Origin of the sequence: Pseudoduganella sp. UC29_71, from assembly GCF_042693265.1 — a bacterium.
In the GTDB taxonomy this organism is placed as follows: Bacteria; Pseudomonadota; Gammaproteobacteria; order Burkholderiales; family Burkholderiaceae_D; genus Rugamonas.
The window spans coordinates 4462772-4478223 of sequence record NZ_CP170549.1 but is presented as its reverse complement, the minus strand read 5'-3'; the positions used below and the strand labels follow the sequence as shown (position 1 = coordinate 4478223).

The 15452-nt window shown below is 66.6% G+C and carries 14 protein-coding genes and 1 pseudogene; 9 read left to right on the top strand and 6 right to left on the bottom strand.

All coding sequences use genetic code 11. The annotated features are described in order from the left end of the window. Positions 1-30 precede the first annotated feature (30 nt). The gene (gene greB / locus ACFJI2_RS19840; RefSeq protein WP_056394007.1) at positions 31-597 is read left to right on the top strand and encodes a transcription elongation factor GreB; all 567 of its coding nucleotides are present in this window, start codon (positions 31-33) and stop codon (positions 595-597) included. Between the two features lie 40 nt (positions 598-637). Next, the gene (locus tag ACFJI2_RS19835; RefSeq protein WP_377701542.1) at positions 638-1483 is read left to right on the top strand and encodes a hypothetical protein; all 846 of its coding nucleotides are present in this window, start codon (positions 638-640) and stop codon (positions 1481-1483) included. 15 nt (positions 1484-1498) lie between these two features. On the opposite strand, the gene ACFJI2_RS19830 is transcribed toward ACFJI2_RS19835, so the two are convergent. The 4 genes from ACFJI2_RS19830 to ACFJI2_RS19815 form a co-directional block, all read right to left on the bottom strand. Then, positions 1499-3784, bottom strand: coding sequence for a bifunctional (p)ppGpp synthetase/guanosine-3',5'-bis(diphosphate) 3'-pyrophosphohydrolase (locus ACFJI2_RS19830; protein ID WP_107872678.1), 2286 nt, complete (start codon positions 3782-3784; stop codon positions 1499-1501). Positions 3785-3854: 70 nt separating this feature from the next. Further along, the gene (gene rpoZ / locus ACFJI2_RS19825) at positions 3855-4058 is read right to left on the bottom strand and encodes a DNA-directed RNA polymerase subunit omega (protein ID WP_005665923.1); all 204 of its coding nucleotides are present in this window, start codon (positions 4056-4058) and stop codon (positions 3855-3857) included. A 31-nt stretch (positions 4059-4089) separates the two neighbouring features. Beyond that, positions 4090-4737 carry a guanylate kinase gene (gene gmk, locus ACFJI2_RS19820; RefSeq protein ID WP_107872676.1) on the bottom strand — a complete coding sequence of 216 codons (648 nt, stop codon included), beginning with the start codon at positions 4735-4737 and terminating at the stop codon, positions 4090-4092. A 94-nt stretch (positions 4738-4831) separates the two neighbouring features. Further along, positions 4832-5641, bottom strand: a complete 810-nt coding sequence (locus tag ACFJI2_RS19815) for a DUF72 domain-containing protein (RefSeq protein WP_377701540.1) — start codon at positions 5639-5641, stop codon at positions 4832-4834. Positions 5642-5715: 74 nt separating this feature from the next. Between ACFJI2_RS19815 and ACFJI2_RS19810 the strand changes: the two genes are divergently transcribed. Genes ACFJI2_RS19810 through ACFJI2_RS19800 form a run of 3 tightly spaced genes read left to right on the top strand, consistent with a single transcriptional unit; the run spans position 5716 to position 8493 of the window. After that, complete coding sequence (locus ACFJI2_RS19810) at positions 5716-6303, top strand: TetR/AcrR family transcriptional regulator (protein ID WP_377701539.1); 588 nt, start codon at positions 5716-5718, stop codon at positions 6301-6303. 17 nt (positions 6304-6320) lie between these two features. Then, the gene (locus tag ACFJI2_RS19805) at positions 6321-7268 is read left to right on the top strand and encodes a serine aminopeptidase domain-containing protein (RefSeq protein ID WP_377701538.1); all 948 of its coding nucleotides are present in this window, start codon (positions 6321-6323) and stop codon (positions 7266-7268) included. A 46-nt stretch (positions 7269-7314) separates the two neighbouring features. After that, on the top strand, positions 7315-8493 hold the full coding sequence (locus ACFJI2_RS19800) for a serine hydrolase domain-containing protein (protein WP_377701537.1): 1179 nt from the start codon (positions 7315-7317) through the stop codon (positions 8491-8493). Here ACFJI2_RS19800 and ACFJI2_RS19795 read toward each other — a convergent pair. Further along, positions 8490-10589, bottom strand: coding sequence for a TonB-dependent receptor family protein (locus ACFJI2_RS19795; protein ID WP_377701536.1), 2100 nt, complete (start codon positions 10587-10589; stop codon positions 8490-8492). The two genes, ACFJI2_RS19800 and ACFJI2_RS19795, sit on opposite strands and share 4 nt — an antisense overlap. A 165-nt stretch (positions 10590-10754) precedes the next feature. Then, a pseudogene (locus ACFJI2_RS19790) lies at positions 10755-11646 on the bottom strand (YicC/YloC family endoribonuclease). A gap of 89 nt (positions 11647-11735) precedes the next feature. Here ACFJI2_RS19790 and ACFJI2_RS19785 point away from each other — a divergent pair. From ACFJI2_RS19785 to ACFJI2_RS19770, 4 genes are read left to right on the top strand one after another with little or no spacing between them, the layout of a single operon-like run. Further along, positions 11736-12728 carry a serine/threonine-protein kinase gene (locus tag ACFJI2_RS19785; RefSeq protein WP_107981361.1) on the top strand — a complete coding sequence of 331 codons (993 nt, stop codon included), beginning with the start codon at positions 11736-11738 and terminating at the stop codon, positions 12726-12728. 26 nt (positions 12729-12754) lie between these two features. After that, the gene (locus ACFJI2_RS19780; RefSeq protein ID WP_377701535.1) at positions 12755-13717 is read left to right on the top strand and encodes a PP2C family protein-serine/threonine phosphatase; all 963 of its coding nucleotides are present in this window, start codon (positions 12755-12757) and stop codon (positions 13715-13717) included. Between the two features lie 3 nt (positions 13718-13720). Next, positions 13721-14455 carry a ribonuclease PH gene (rph, locus tag ACFJI2_RS19775; RefSeq protein WP_377701534.1) on the top strand — a complete coding sequence of 245 codons (735 nt, stop codon included), beginning with the start codon at positions 13721-13723 and terminating at the stop codon, positions 14453-14455. 47 nt (positions 14456-14502) lie between these two features. After that, positions 14503-15441, top strand: coding sequence for a substrate-binding domain-containing protein (locus ACFJI2_RS19770; RefSeq protein WP_377701532.1), 939 nt, complete (start codon positions 14503-14505; stop codon positions 15439-15441). Positions 15442-15452: the final 11 nt, after the last annotated feature.

The window sequence follows — 15452 nt, the reverse complement described above, 5'->3', positions numbered from 1 at the left end:
GGCATGATACGTGAAAGTAGTCAGACAGTTATGAGTAAAGCATTCACCAAAGAAACCGACAACGACGATGACGACGACGCCGCGGCGCTGGCGCTGGCCATCCCGCCCGGCTCCAAGAACTACATCACGCCGGCCGGCTACCAGCGCATCAAGGACGAGCTGCTGCAACTGATCGACGTCGACCGGCCCGAGGTGGTGCGCGTCGTGCACTGGGCCGCCTCCAACGGCGACCGTTCCGAGAACGGCGACTACATCTACGGCAAGAAGCGCCTGCGCGAAATCGACCGCCGCATCCGCTTCCTGACCAAGCGCATGGATCTGGCCGAAGTGGTCAATCCCAGCGTCCATCATGGCAGCGACCAGGTGTTCTTCGGCGCCACCGTGACGTACAGCAACCCCAGCGGCGAGGAACGCACCGTCACCATCGTCGGTATAGATGAGCTCGATCCGCTGAAAGGCAAGATCAGCTGGATCTCGCCGGTGGCGCGCACCCTGACCAAGGCGCGCGAAGGCGATACCGTGACCCTGCACACCCCGAACGGGGTGGAAGAACTCGATATCCTGAAGGTGAGCTATCCTGCGCCTGCGGACGAATAGGCTGCGCCGCGCGCTGGCGGCGGCACTCGGCACGCTGCTGGTGCTGCTGCCCACCCTTGTGCCGGCGCGCGCGCCCGACGTCTACACCATCGACCACAACTTCAGCCGCGCCGACCTGCGCGACCGTTACACCTACCATCTGCTGACGGCGGCGCTGGACGCGTCCAGCGCGCAATACGGCCCCTACGAACTGCGCACCTCGCCGCTGGCCATGGAGCGCGACCGCCTGATGCAGGAAATGGTGCACGGCAAGCTGGTCAACCTGAGCGCGCAGATCACCTCGCCGGAATGGGAGAGCAAGCTGATTCCGATCCGCATCCCGGTCGACAAAGGCTTGTCCGGCTACCGCATCTCGCTGATCGACGGCCGCCGCCAGGCCACCTTCAGCGCGGTGCACACGCTGGAGCAGCTAAAGCGCATCCCGCTGGGCGCGGGGCGGCAATGGAGTTCGGCGGCGGTGTTCCAGGACACCGGCTTTTCGGTCGCGCTGGGCAATTCCACGGCGGGCCTGCACAGCATGCTGGCGGCCGACCGCTTCCAGCATTTCCCGCGCGGAATAGAGGAGGCGCTGTTCGAGCAGGCCGCCTACGCGCCGGCCTTTCCCCAGCTGGCGCTGGAGCGCAGCTTCGTCATCTACATGCCGCTGCCGCGCTATTTCTTCGTGGCGCCGGGCCAGGCGCGGCTGGCCGAACGGCTCGAAGCCGGCCTGCGCGCGCTGATCGCGGACGGCAGCTTCGACCAGATCTTCCACGCCTTTTACGACGAGCTGATCGAAAAGACGGGCTTGCGCAAGCGGCGCGTGTTCCGGCTGGAAAACCGCTTCCTGTCGCCGCAGACGCCGCTGCCCAACAAGGCCTACTGGTACGAGCCGCTGGACGCCAGGTAGGCCGGCGCCGGTCGCCTAGCTGCGCTCGCGCAGGATGCGGTTCACGCCGGCCACGCGGCGCACGTTGCGCAGCAGGCCGGCCAGGTGCACGCGGTCCTTCACCTGGATGGTGAAGCGCAGCTGGTGCAGTACGTGTTCCTTGTCCTCGTCCATGCCGACGAAGGTGATGTTGCCGTCCGATTCGCCGATCTCGGCCGCCACGCGCGCCAGGATGCCTTTTTCATTGTTGATGAGCAGCTTGATGCGGCTGTCGAAGCGGCGGTTGATGTCGGCGCCCCATTTCACGGCGATCCAGCGGTCCGGCTCCTTCTGGCGCTGGCGCTTGGCCAGCGAGCAGTCATTGGTGTGCACCAGCAGGCCCTGGTCGCGCCGCAGCTGGCCGATGATGGCGTCGCCCGGAATCGGCAGGCAGCACTGCGCCAGCTGCACCGACACGCCCTCGCTGCCGCAGATGGTGACCGGGTCCAGCTCGGCGGCGCTGTTGTGGTCCACCGGCGCGGCGGCCGACTCGCCGCCCAGCAGGCCGAAGATGTGGCGCGCCACCAGCGCCGCCATGCGCTTGCCGATGCCGATGTCGGCGTACAGCTCGTCCATGGACTTGGCGCTCGATTCGTTCAGCAGGCGCTCGGCCAGCGGCTCCGGCAGGTCCGGATCGATGCTGACGGCGGCCAGCGCCTGCGACAGCAACTGGCGGCCCAGCGCGATCGACTCGGGCAGGTTGATGGTGCGCAGGTGGTGGCGGATGGCCGAGCGCGCCTTGCCGGTGCGGACGAACGACAGCCAGCTCGGGCTCGGGCGCGACGAGGCGTCCGTGACGATTTCCACGATGTCGCCGTTGCGCAGCTCGCTGCGCAAGGTGGACGGCTCGCCGTTGATGGTGACCGACACCGTGTGGTCGCCGATGCCGGTGTGGATGGCGTAGGCGAAATCGATCGGCGTGGCGCCGCGCGGCAGCGCGATGATCTTCGATTTGGGCGTAAACACGTACACCGAATCGGGGAACAGGTCGACCTTCACGTGTTCCAGGAATTCGGCCGAGTCGCCGGTCTGCTGCTGGATGTCGAGCAGCGACTGCAGCCAGGCGTGGGTGCGCTGCTGCATGTCGCTCAAATTGATGTCGCCGGTCTTGTACAGCCAGTGCGCGGCCACGCCGGACTCGGCGGTGCGGTGCATTTCCTGGGTGCGGATCTGGAATTCCACCGGCGTGCCGTAGGGGCCGATCAGCGTGGTGTGCAGCGACTGGTAGCCGTTCAGCTTGCGGATCGCGATGTAGTCCTTGAACTTGCCCGGCATCGGCTTGTACAGCGAGTGCAGGGTGCCCAGCGCCACGTAGCAGTTGGGGAAGCTGTCGACCACCACGCGGAAGCCGTACACGTCCAGCACCTGCGAGAACGACAGGTGCTTGCTGCGCATTTTCTTGTAGATGCCGTACAGCGTTTTCTCGCGGCCGTACACCTCGGCCTCGATCTCCGCCATCGCCAGCGTGTTCTTGACCGACTCCAGGATTTTCTTGACCACCTCGCGGCGGTTGCCGCGCGCCGCCTTCACGGCCTTGGCCAGCACGTGGTAGCGCAGCGGGTACAGGTGCGAGAAGGAGATCTCCTGCAGCTCGCGGTAGATGTTGTTCAGGCCCAGGCGGTGCGCAATGGGCACGTACACTTCCATGGTCTCGCTGGCGATGCGGCGCTTCTTGGCCGGCGTCATCACGTCCAGCGTGCGCATATTGTGCAGGCGGTCGGCCAGCTTGATCAGGATCACGCGCACGTCGGACGCCATGGCCAGCAGCATCTTGCGGAAGTTCTCCGCCTGCGCCTCGATCTGGCTCTGGAACTCGATCTTCTCCAGCTTGGACAAGCCGTCCACCAGGTTGGCCACCGGCGCGCCGAAGCGCTCGATCAGCTCTTCCTTCTTGACGTCCTGGTCTTCCATCACGTCGTGCAGCAGCGCGGCCATGATGGCTTGCGCGTCCAGCTTCCAGTCGGCGCAGATTTCAGCCACCGCGATGGGGTGCGAGATGTAGGGCTCGCCCGATTTGCGCACCTGGCCCAGGTGCATCTCGTCCGAGAAACGGTAGGCTTCCTTGACCTTTTTCAGGTCGGCCGCCGTCATGTATTCGGACAGTTTTTCGGTCAGGTGGGTGACGGACGCAACGCCCGCCGTCAAAGTTGGAGTAGCGAGTGGCGAAGAGGTCACAGGTGGCGGTGCGGAGGGTGCAGAAGTGGGAACGCCCGGCTCAATCTTGGCCGGGCGCCTGGCCCGGCTGGCGGGCTTGCCTGTAACATCGGTGTCAGTCAGGTCCATACATGTCCAGTGTCGGTGTGCTTGGGCTTAAACCTCGAACTACACTGGGCGGGAAGCGCAGGCTCCCAAATTACATGGGGACCTTTTTCAGCATTTCCAGGCCGACTTTGCCGGCGGCGATTTCACGCAGTGCAACCACGGTCGGCTTGTCCTTGGCTTCCACTTTAGGGGTGTGGCCTTGCAGCAGCTGGCGGGCGCGGTAGGTCGCTGCCAGGGTCAGCTGGAAACGGTTCGGTACATTTTTCAGGCAATCTTCAATCGTGATACGGGCCATCTTAACTCCTAAAAATACGGCTAATGCTGGGTTATTCTGCGTGTTCGGCGTGGATGCCCAACTGGGCGAAGAGTGCTGCGCTGCGGGCCGTCTGTTGCGCAAACCGGCAACGGGCCGCTCTCACAATCGCGCTCAGCTCGGACAGGGCGACCGGAAAATCCTGATTGATAATAACATACTCGAACTCCGGCGCGTGTGCGATTTCGCCGCCGGCCGCCAGCAGGCGGCGCGTGATCACGTGCGGCTCATCCTGGCCGCGCTTGTGCAGGCGTTCTTCCAGCGCCGCGATGGACGGCGGCAGGATGAAGATGCCGAGCGCCTGCGGGAACTGCTTTTTCACCTGGCGCGCGCCCTGCCAGTCGATCTCGAGCAGGATGTCGGTGCCGGTGCGCATCTGTTCTTCCACGAAGATGCGCGAGGTGCCGTAGTAGTTGCCGTGCACTTCGGCCCACTCCAGGAATTCCCCCGCTTGCGCGCGCGCCACGAAGTCTTCCGGCGTGGTGAAGAAGTACTCGCGGCCGTGTTCCTCGCCCGGGCGCGGGGCGCGGGTGGTGGTCGAAATCGACAGCTTGATGGTCGGTTCCTGCGCCAGCAGCGCATTGACCAGCGTCGACTTGCCGGCGCCCGACGGCGCGGCCACCATGAACAGGCTGCCGGAGAAGGCGGTAGTTTGGCTCATGTTGTTCTTTCGAAAACGAATGTGGGGCGCAAGCAAATTCCATCGCCCAAAGGCGTATTCTACCAAGAGCCGTTGCCATCAGTCACCTGCCGCGTTACAGCAGCCCCAGCAGCGCCATCGCCGCGGCCGGGGCGCGCTCCTTGGCGCCGTTGATGAAGTAGATAAACACGTCGCGTCCGGCCGCCAGGGGTTTGGCCGCGCCGGCCGCGCCCGCCTTGTCCGCGTAGGGCAAGCCGTCCGGCTGCGCGCCCGCCTGCCACTGCGCCGCGCGCGCCGCCCACTGCTTGAGCTCCGGCTTGCCGTAGCCGGTGGCGATTTCGCTGCGCGCGCACATCAGCCGCGCGTAGACGAAGTCGGCGGTGGCGTCGGCGTAGGAGGGGTATTTGTCCGAGTCCGTGAACACGGTGGCCACCTTGTGCTTGCGCGCCAGCTTCAGGTAATCCTCGCACATGAAGCTGGCATGCCGCGTGTCGAGCACATGGCGCAGCTTGCGCGTGCCCAGCTTGGCGGGCAGCAACTGGAAGAAGGCCGCCAGCTCGTCCGCATCGAAGCGCTTGGTGGGCGCCAGCTGCCACAGGATGGGTCCCAGCTTGGGTCCCAGCTCGTCCAGGCCGCTGGCCATGAAGCGCTCGATGGACTCGCCGGCCTCGCCCAGCGCCTTGCGGTTGGTGCAGTAGCGGCTGGCCTTGACGGCGAACATGAAATCGTCCGGCGTCTGCGCGGCCCAGCCGGCGAAGTGCGCCGGCTTGGCGTTGCGGTAATACGTGCCGTTGATCTCGATGCTGGTGACCTGGCTGCTGGCGTATTCCAGCGCGCGCTTCTGTGCCAGCCCGGCCGGATAAAACGTCTCGCGCCATGGCGCGAAGTCCCAGCCGCCTATGCCCACCCTGATCTGTTTGCCCATGTGCACCTCCTTGTCTGGATGATAACAACAGATAGCGCTTGACTTCTAGACCGACCGGTCTATAGAATCCCATCATGACGACGCCAGCCCCCCATCCGCCGACCACCCGCGAGCGCCTGATCGGCGCCATGATCCACACCCTGCAGCACACCGGCCTGCACGGCGCCGGCCTGAGCGACATCCTGGCGCAGGCGCAGGCGCCCAAGGGCGTGCTGTACCACCATTTCCCCGGCGGCAAGAATGAGCTGGCCGTGGCCGCGATAGAAAGCACGGTGTCCTATATGTGCGCCATGCTGGACAAGCTGATGCTGAGCGAACCGGACGCGCGCTCTGCCATGAAGGCGTGGATAGGGCGCGCGCTGCGCGGCCTGGACGGCAGCGGCTTCGAGCGCGGCTGTCCGCTGGCGGCGGTGGCGCTGGAGTCGACCGCGGCCGACGTGGCGCTGCGCCAGGCGCTGGCCGAGGGCTTCGCCGCCATCCGCGCCCGCATCGCGGCCGCGCTGGTGGCGGCCGGCCACGGCGAAGCGCGCGCGCAAGGCTTTGCGGCGCTGATGGTGGCCGCCTACGAAGGCGGGCTGCTGCAGGCGCGCGTGGCGCACGACGCCACGCCCATGCTGCAAGCCACCGAAACCCTGCTGTCCCTGCTCGACGCCCAATTCTGACCAGCCCGAGGAATGCCATGAACGCCAAGCCTGCCGTCGCCGTACCGCCCGAACGCCTCACCCTGCACGCCGCCGACGGCTACGCGCTGACCGGGCTGCGCTACCGCAGCCACGGCCCGGAACGCGCGCGCCTGATCGTGGCCGGCGCCACCGGCGTGCCGCAAGGCTTCTACCGCCGCTTTGCCGAATACGCGGCCGCCTACGGCTACACCGTGCTAACGCTGGACTACCGCGGCATCGGCCTGTCCAGGCCGAAGACCCTGCGCGGCTTCCGCATGGATTACCTGGACTGGGGCCGGCTGGACCTGGCGGCGGCGGTCGAAGCGATGTCGGCGGCGGGTGGGGCGGGGCAGCAAGGCGATGCCGCCGGCCCCGGCCAGGCCGTGCCGCTGTACATGGTGGGCCACTCCTACGGCGGCCACGCTTTCGGCCTGCTGCCCAACCACGACAAGGTGGACGGCCTGTACACCTTCGCCACCGGCGCCGGCTGGCATGGCTGGATGCCGCTGCTCGAACGCGTGCGCGTGAAGATCATGTGGAACCTGGTCGGCCCGCTGCTCACGCGCTGGGAAGGCTGCCTGGCATGGAGCAAGCTCGGCATGGGAGAGGACTTGCCGCTGGACGTGTACCGCCAGTGGAAGCACTGGTGCCGCTATCCGCACTACTTCTTCGACGACCCCGCCATGCGCCAGGTGGCAGCCGGCTTCGAGGCCGTGCGCGCGCCCATCATGGCGGTCAACGCGGTGGACGACCTGTGGGCGCCACCCAACTCGCGCGACGCCTTCATGCGCGGCTACCGCAACGCGCCGTGGTTCGGCATCACCATCGACCCGGCCGCGTCCGGCCTCGGCAAGATCGGCCACATGGGCTACTTCCGGCCGCAGGCGCAGGCGCTGTGGGGCGCCGCGCTGGACTGGTTCGAAGGCATAGGCCGCGAGCGCGCCAGGCCGCATCCGCCGGTCTGAGCCGGTTCGGGTTGAACTGGCGGCGCGCATGCGCTACCGTGCAGCCATGAGCACACAATTCAAGGCAGTACACGGCGCCATGCAAGCCTGGGTGGACGCGCAGATCCTCGCGGGCGCCTCGTGCGCGCTGCTGGCCGGCACCCGCGTGGTGGACACGCACTGCGCCGGCTGGGCCGACAAGGAGGCCGGCATCGCGCTGCGCCAGGACCACCTGTTCCGCGTCTTCTCGAACACCAAGCTGGTCACCAGCGTGGCGGTCATGCAGCTGGTGGAGCAGGGCAGGCTGGCGCTGGACGAGCCGGTGGAGCGCTGGCTGCCGGCGCTGGGCGGACGGCGCGTGCTGCGCCCCGGCGCCACGCGGCTGGACGACAGCGAAGCGGCGCGCCGTTCCATCACCGCGCGCCACCTGCTGTGCCACAGCTCCGGCCTGAGCTATGGCTTTCTCGACCCCGGCAGCGTGATCTACCAGGCCTATAGCGCACGCCGCGTGATGCACGCCGACAGTTCGCTGGCAGGCCTGATCGACGCGCTGGCGCCGCTGCCGCTGACTTTCCATCCCGGCGAACAGTGGGAATACTCGATCGCCTCGGACGTGCTGGCGCGGCTGGTGGAAGTGGTGAGCGGCCAGCGTTTCGACCGCTACCTGGAGCAGGCTGTGTTCGCCCCGCTGGGCATGGCGGACACGTATTTCGTCATCCCGCCCGAGAAGCGGGCACGCCTGACCGCCTATTACGCCGGCGCCAGCCGCAACGACCCCACGGTGCCGGGCCTGCGACGCCTGGCCGGCTCGCCTTTCCCGGGCGCCTATCTGACGCCGGTGGCGCGCTATTCCGGCGGCGGCGGGCTGGTGTCCAGCCTGCCGGACATGGTGGCGCTGCTGCGCAGCCTGATGCCGGCTTCGCCCACGGCGCTGCTGCGGCCGGATACGGTGGCGGCCATGATGAGCAACCAGCTGACGGCCGGCGTCAGCATCGGCTTTCCCACCGTGGGCGCCGTGCCCGGCAAGGGCTACGGCCTGGGCGGCGCGGTCATCCTGCGGCCCGGCGCCGATGATCCGCCGGCCAGCGCCGGCGAATTCGAATGGGGCGGCATCGCGGGCACCCAGTGGTGGATCAACCCGCGCCACAACATCGCCGGCGTGCTGATGGCGCAGCGCCAGATGGGTTTCTGGAATCCCTACACCTTCGAGTTCAAGCGCCTGGCGTACCAGGCGCTGCTGGCTTAATAGGCCACGCGCAGCTGCACGTACGCCATGCGCGGCGCGCCCGCCATGCGGCCCAGGTTGCCGTCCACGTTGCGGGTGTAGTAGCGCTTGTCGGCCAGGTTGTTCACGCCGGCCAGCACCTCGTAGCCGGGCTTGCCGGCCAGCTTCCAGTTCACTTGCGCGTTCCACAGGCGGAAGCCGGGAATCCGGCCCACGCCGGCGTTGGCCGCTTCGGCCACGGTGTTGGCCGCGTCCGAGAACTGCTTGCTCTGATGGGTGCTGGACAGGTTCACGGTCCACGCGCCGATGCGGTAGCGCGCGCCCACGGTGTCGGTGTTGCGCGAGTAGAAGGGCACGTCCTTGCCGGCGGTGCTGCCCGACTCCTGGATCGCCTTGGTGTAGCTGTAGTTGGCAAACAGGTTCAGGCCCGCCAGCGCGCCGGCGTCGTCGAAGCTGTAGTCGATGGCCGTTTCCACGCCGTCATGCTTGGTGGCGCCGATGTTCTGGAATACCGGCGGCGTGGAGCCGGGTATCTGGATGATCTGGTTGTCGAACTTCAGGCGGAAGGCGGTCAGTTCGGCGCTCAGGGCGCCGGTCTTCCAGCGCGCGCCCAGTTCGGACGTCTTGGCTTCCTCCGGCTTGAGCGGGTTGGCGGCCGTCTGCGAGTTGAGCTGCGTGTTCTGCACCGAACCGAAGGAAGTCTGGTAGTTGGCGAACACGGTCAGCGCGCGGTTCACCAGGTAGGCCACGTTCAGCGACGGCAAGGCCTTGTCGTTGTCGGTGACGAAGCTGCGCTGGGCGCTCACGTCCAGGCGGTCCGAGCTGATGCGCTCGAAGCGCACGCCCGGGGTCACGCGCCAGGCGCCGTAGGCGATGCGGTCGTCCACATAGAGGGAGTGCGCGTCGGTGGCGTTGACGAAGGTGGAGACGGCGCCGTTGGCGCCGGAGGCCACGGTCTGGAGGTAGTTGTTGTCGTCGCCGCGCTCGCGCAGGTAGCGGTAACCCACGGTCAGGTCGTGCGTCAGGCCGGCGCCGATGTTCTGCGTAAAGCGCTGCGTGTAGCGCGGCTCGATACCCAGCACCTGGTAGTTGCGCGGCTGGTAAGTGATCTGCGTCCTGGCCGCGTTGATCAGCGCGCTGCGCCGGTCGCTTTCGTTGTAATACGCCTTGATCTCGAATTCCTGCGTGGCCGACAGCGCGTTCAGGTAGCCCACGTCCGCGCCCTTGCGCTCGCCGTCCCAGAAGTCGGTGGGGCGGGTGTTCTGGAAGGGATTGGCGTTGTACTGGACCACCGTCAGGCCGCCCGGCGTGAACGATTTCACGTCGAAGTAGCTCAGCTTGCCGTACACCTCGCTGTGCGCATCCAGCTTGTAGCGCAGCTTCAGCGCCACGTCGTTGACCTTCTCGTCGCTGCCGGCGCGCCATTCGCTGCCGTCCATGCCGGAGTACAGCAGGGCCACGCCCAGGCCGTTGTCCAGTTGCGAGCCGACGAAGGCGCTGTACTGCGTGTTATGGCCGCCTTCGCCGAAGTGGTTGTAGCGCACCGAAGCGTCGCCGCTCAGGCCCGGGGTGTCCGGCACGGCGCGGCTGCGGAAGTTGATGATGCCGCCCACGTTCTGCGGGCCATAGCGCACCGCGCCGCCGCCGCGCACCACGTCCACCGATTCGATGTTGTTCAGGCTGACCGGCGCGAACGACAGCTGCGGCTGCCCGTACGGCGCCACCGCCAGCGGGATGCCGTCCAGCAGCACGGTCGAGCGCGGCGAGTAGCGCCCGGTCAGGCCGCGCACGCCGATGTTCAGGGAGATGGTGCTGCCGGCGGTGCCGGAGTTGTCCGTGCTCTGCACGCCCGGGATGCGGCGCAGCACGTCGCCGATGCTGGCCGCGCCGGTGTTGTCGATGTCATCCTTCTGCAGCACGGTGCGCGCGCCGGCGAAGTTCTTCACGCTGTTCTGCAGGCCGGAGCCGAGCCAGCTGCCGGTGATCTGGATGGTTTCCAGCGGCGCCGCGGCGGCATCGCCCGCCTGCTGCGCGTACGCAGCCAGCGGCAGCGACGCCACGGCAGCGGCGATCAGGGAAAGGCGGAAGGGAAACGAGGAAGATGGAAAACGGGGCATGGTCGAAGCCGGCGCGAGCGCTCAAGTTGGCAAATAAATGAGAATGATAACACTTCTCATTTGCAAGCGTCGATTCCCCCGCCACGAAAAATGGGGTCAGGGTTAATTTTCCGGGAAATATTTCCCGGAAAATTAACCCTGACCCCATTTTCGGGGGCGGCTTTGTTACTCGAGGTTCTGGACTTGCTCGCGCATCTGTTCGATGAGCAGCTTCAGTTCCATGGAGGCGTCGGCCAGTTCCTTGACGGAGGCCTTGGCGCCCAGGGTGTTGGCTTCGCGGTTCAGTTCCTGCATCATGAAGTCCAGCCGCTTGCCGACCTGGCCGCCTTTTTTCAGGATGTGGCGCGTTTCGGTCAGGTGCGCCGACAGGCGGCCCAGTTCTTCGGCCACGTCGATGCGGATGCCGTACAGGATCACTTCCTGGCGGATGCGCTCCATCGCGTCCTGGCGCGACAGGCTGGTGTTGGAGCCCTGGCAGGCCAGGCCCAGCGCTTCCTGCATGCGCTCGACGGCTTTCTGCTGGAAGGCGGCCACCACCTGCGGGATCAGCGGCGTGATGCGCTTGACGATGGCTTCCATGGCTTCGATGCGGGAAATCAGCATCGCTTCCAGCGCCGCGCCTTCGCGCTGGCGGCTGGTGACGAAGGCGGCCACGGTGCGCGCGGTGAGCGCGGCCACGTCGGCCTGCAGAGTTTCCTGGCCGACCTGGGCTTCTTCCACCACGCCCGGCCAGCGCAGCAATTCGGCCACACTCATCACCGGGGCAGCGACGAAATGTTTGCCGACTTCCGCTTGCAGGCGGGCCAGTTCTTCCAGCAGCGTCGTGTTCAGGGCGGTGGCGCCGGCGCCGGCAGCCTTGCGGCCGAAGCTCAGGCGCAGCTCGACCTTGCCTCGGGTGATGGCAGCCATGATGGCACTGCGCAAATCGGGTTCCAGCGCGCGCAAATCGTCGTTTATTCGAAACTGCAAGTCAAGAAAAACGCGAATTGACGCTCTTGATTTCTATTGTCAGTGTCCCGGCCGCGCTTTCGCTGGTGGCAACCGCGTAGCCTGTCATGCTGGAAATGCTCAATGGATGTCCCCGATTTAAACTTTACAAAACAGTGATTTATCCACACAATCCGAATGTTGAAGCAAGGAAATCCTATGGCTGCACAGAACAACGCTCCACTGCCGGATGGGCTGGAAATTGCTGGATATCGCATTGTAAAGAAAATTGCGTCCGGTGGGTTCAGTATTGTTTACCTGGCGTATGACGCGGAAGGCAATGCGGTCGCGGTCAAAGAGTACCTGCCGAGCGCGCTGGCGCTGCGCCAGCCCGGAGAATTGGCCCCCTCCATAGCGAAAGCCAATCTGCCCGTGTTCCGCATCGGCCTGAAATGCTTCTTCGAGGAGGGAAGGGCGCTGGCACGGATTTCGCATCCGAATGTTGTAAGAGTGTTGAATTTCTTCCGTGCTAACGACACTGTCTACATGGTAATGGCCTACGAATCGGGCCATTCCTTGCAAGAACATATACAAAGGCAGCGCGCCAAGGGCAGCAAAGCGGGCGAAGCCTTTATCCGCCAGATCTTCACCCAGGTGCTCAAGGGGCTGCGCGAAGTGCACGCCAACCAACTGCTGCACCTGGACCTGAAGCCGGCCAATATCTACCTGCGTACCGACGGCACGCCCATGCTGCTGGACTTCGGCGCGGCGCGCCAGACCGTCAACAGCGACCTGCCCAAGCTGACGCCGATGTACACCCCCGGCTTCGCGCCGCCCGAGCTGTACGCCAAGACCGAGCCGCTGGGGCCGTGGACCGATGTGTACAGCATCGGCGCCTCGATGTTCGCCTGCATGGTCGGTTCGCCGCCGCAACCGGCCGACCAGCGCCGCAAGGAGGATAAAATGGAGGGGCATTTCGCCAAGCTGGACGGTTTGTACACGCCGGAACTGGTGGCGCTGGTGCGCCGCGCGCTGCTGCTGGACCCGCTGGCGCGGCCGCAAAGCCTGTTCGAGATGCAGAAAGTGCTGCAAACGCCGGTGGCGCCGCCGGCCGCGCCGGGCACGCTGGAGCGGCTCGGCGGGCAGGTGCGCGGCCTGCTGGGGCGCTTCGGGCGCAGCAACAAGAACGCGGGCCAGACCACGCAATCCTGACCGACCAGGACCATCCAGGGACCACCATGCAATTCTCCGTATATCAGGAAAGCCACATCGGCGGCCGCAAGGTCAACCAGGACCGCATGGGCTACAGCTTCACGCGCGACGCCCTGCTGCTGGTGCTGGCCGACGGCATGGGCGGCCATTTGCGCGGCGAGGTGGCCGCCACCCTCGCCATGCAGACCATTTCCACCCTGTTCCAGCAGCAGGCCACGCCCTATGTGAAAAAGCCGGAGCGTTTCCTGGAGGAGGCGTTCATGGCCGCGCACCAGGAAATCCACCGCTACAAGGCGCTGCACAACCTGCCCGAAACGCCGCGCACCACCGTGGTGGCCTGCCTGATCCAGCACAACGTCGCGGTCTGGGCGCACTGCGGCGACTCGCGCCTGTACTGGATGCGCGGCGGCCAGGTGCTGGCGCGCACGCGCGACCATTCGCACGTGGAAAACCTGATCGCCAAGGGCCTGGTGCCGGCTGCCGAGCGCGCCACCCATCCGGACCGCAACAAGCTGTACAACTGCCTGGGCGCCACCAGCCTGCCCAAGGTGGAACTGTCGCGCCGCGCCAGCATGCTGCCGGGCGACGTGATGCTGCTGTGCTCGGACGGCCTGTGGTCGGTGCTGGGCGACGCCGCCCTGGCGCAGCGCCTGGCCACGCAGACCGTGGTGCGGGCCGTGCCGGACATGCTGCAGGCGGCGGTGGCCATCGGCGGCCCCAGCGGCGACAACGCCACCGCGCTGGCCATCATGTGGCAGGGCAGTTCGGTGGCGGACGCGGCGCCCACCACGGCGGCCGGCATGTCCAGTATCATCTCGACCGAAATGCTGCCTGAGGACCAGGTCAACACCACCATCAGCCGCGCCGTGCAGCACGATGCCGGGGCGGCGCCGGCGGACGCCTTCGACGACGACGAGATCGAGCGCGCCATCGCCGAGATCCGCGGCGCCATCGAAAAATCGTCCCAACTACTTACACCGAAAGACTGAGCCATGACTTTAGATACCCGCCCCAGCGGCCGCCCCGTCGACGCGCTGCGCGCCATCCGCCTGACGCGCCAGTACACCAAGCACGCCGAAGGGTCGGTGCTGATCGAATGCGGCGACACCAAGGTGATCTGCACCGCCAGCATCGAAGAGAAGGTGCCGGGTTTCCTGAAGGGCAAGGGCCAGGGCTGGCTGACGGCCGAATACGGCATGCTGCCGCGCTCGACCCACAGCCGCATGGACCGCGAAGCGGCGCGCGGCAAGCAAAGCGGCCGCACGCAGGAAATCCAGCGCCTGATCGGGCGCTCGCTGCGCGCCGCCTTCGACCTGCAGGCGTTCGGCGAGCGCACCTTGAACCTGGACTGCGACGTGATCCAGGCCGACGGCGGCACCCGCACCGCCTCCATCACCGGCGCCATGGTGGCCGCCTACGACGCCTTCTCCACGCTGGTGGCGCGCGGCGCGATTCCCGCCGTGCCGGTCAGGCATTTCGTGGCCGCCATTTCGGTCGGCGTCTACAAGGGCGTGCCAGTGCTGGACCTGGACTACTTGGAGGACTCGGACTGCGACACCGACATGAACGTGGTGATGACCGACGCCGGCCACTTCATCGAAGTGCAGGGCACGGCCGAAGGCGCGGCATTCGACCGCGCCGGCATGAACCGCCTGCTGGATCTGGCCGAGGGCGGCATCCAGGAACTGGTCAGGCTGCAAAAGCAGGCCCTCGGCCTGGCCGCCTGACAAGCGGGGCGGCGGCGCCTGCCGCCAAGGCATACAATATAGGCACTATGAAAAAGTGGCTGTCGCTCCTGCTGCCGTGCATCATGATTGCGATGTGCCCGGCGTATGCCAGGGACCTGGACGTGGTCTTCATCCCGAAGTCGCGCGACCAGGATTTCTGGACCTTCATGCGGCAGGGCGTCGACCGGGCCGTGCAGGAGGAGGGCGGCGTCAGGCTGACCTGGCGCGGCCCGGCCCACAACGACGACATCGAGTCGCAGATCCAGATCGTGCGCATCTACAGCCGGCCCGGGGTCGACGCCATCGTCATCGCCTCGACCGACCGCGCGCGGCTGGCCGAACCGGTCAGGCAGGCCGTCGCGCAGGGCATCAAGGTGGTGGCGGTGGACTCGGCGCTGGACGGCAACGCGCACGCCAATTTCGTCACCACCGATAATGTTGCCGCCGGCAGGCTGGCGGCCGAGCGCCTGGCCGGCCTGTTGAACCGGCAGGGCAGCGTGGCGGTGCTGCGCACCGTTCCGGGCAGCGGCTCGACCGACGAGCGGGCCAACGGCTTCATCGACTACCTGAAGAAACACGCGCCGCAGATGACCGTGGTGGACGCCTACGGCGGCGGCACGCGCGGCAAGGCCACCCGCAGCGCGGGCAGGCTGCTGGAGCAATTCCCCCAGCTCGACGGCATTTTCGCCGTCAACGAGTCCAGCACGGACGGCATGCTGCGCGCGCTGCGGCAGGCCGGCCTGGCCGGCAAGAAGAAATTCCTCGGCTTCGACACCACCGATTTCCTGCTCGACGGCCTGCGCAAGCAGGAAATCCACGGCCTGGTGGTGCAGGACCCGCGCCAGATGGGCTACCTGGCGATGAAGGCGGCCGTGGCCGCCGCGCGCGGCACGGCCACCAAGCCGCAGCTGATCCTGACGGAGGCGGTCATGGTCACGCTGGAAAATTACCAGGAGCCGGAGATCCAGGCGCTGCTGATACCGTAGCGGGGAGCGCG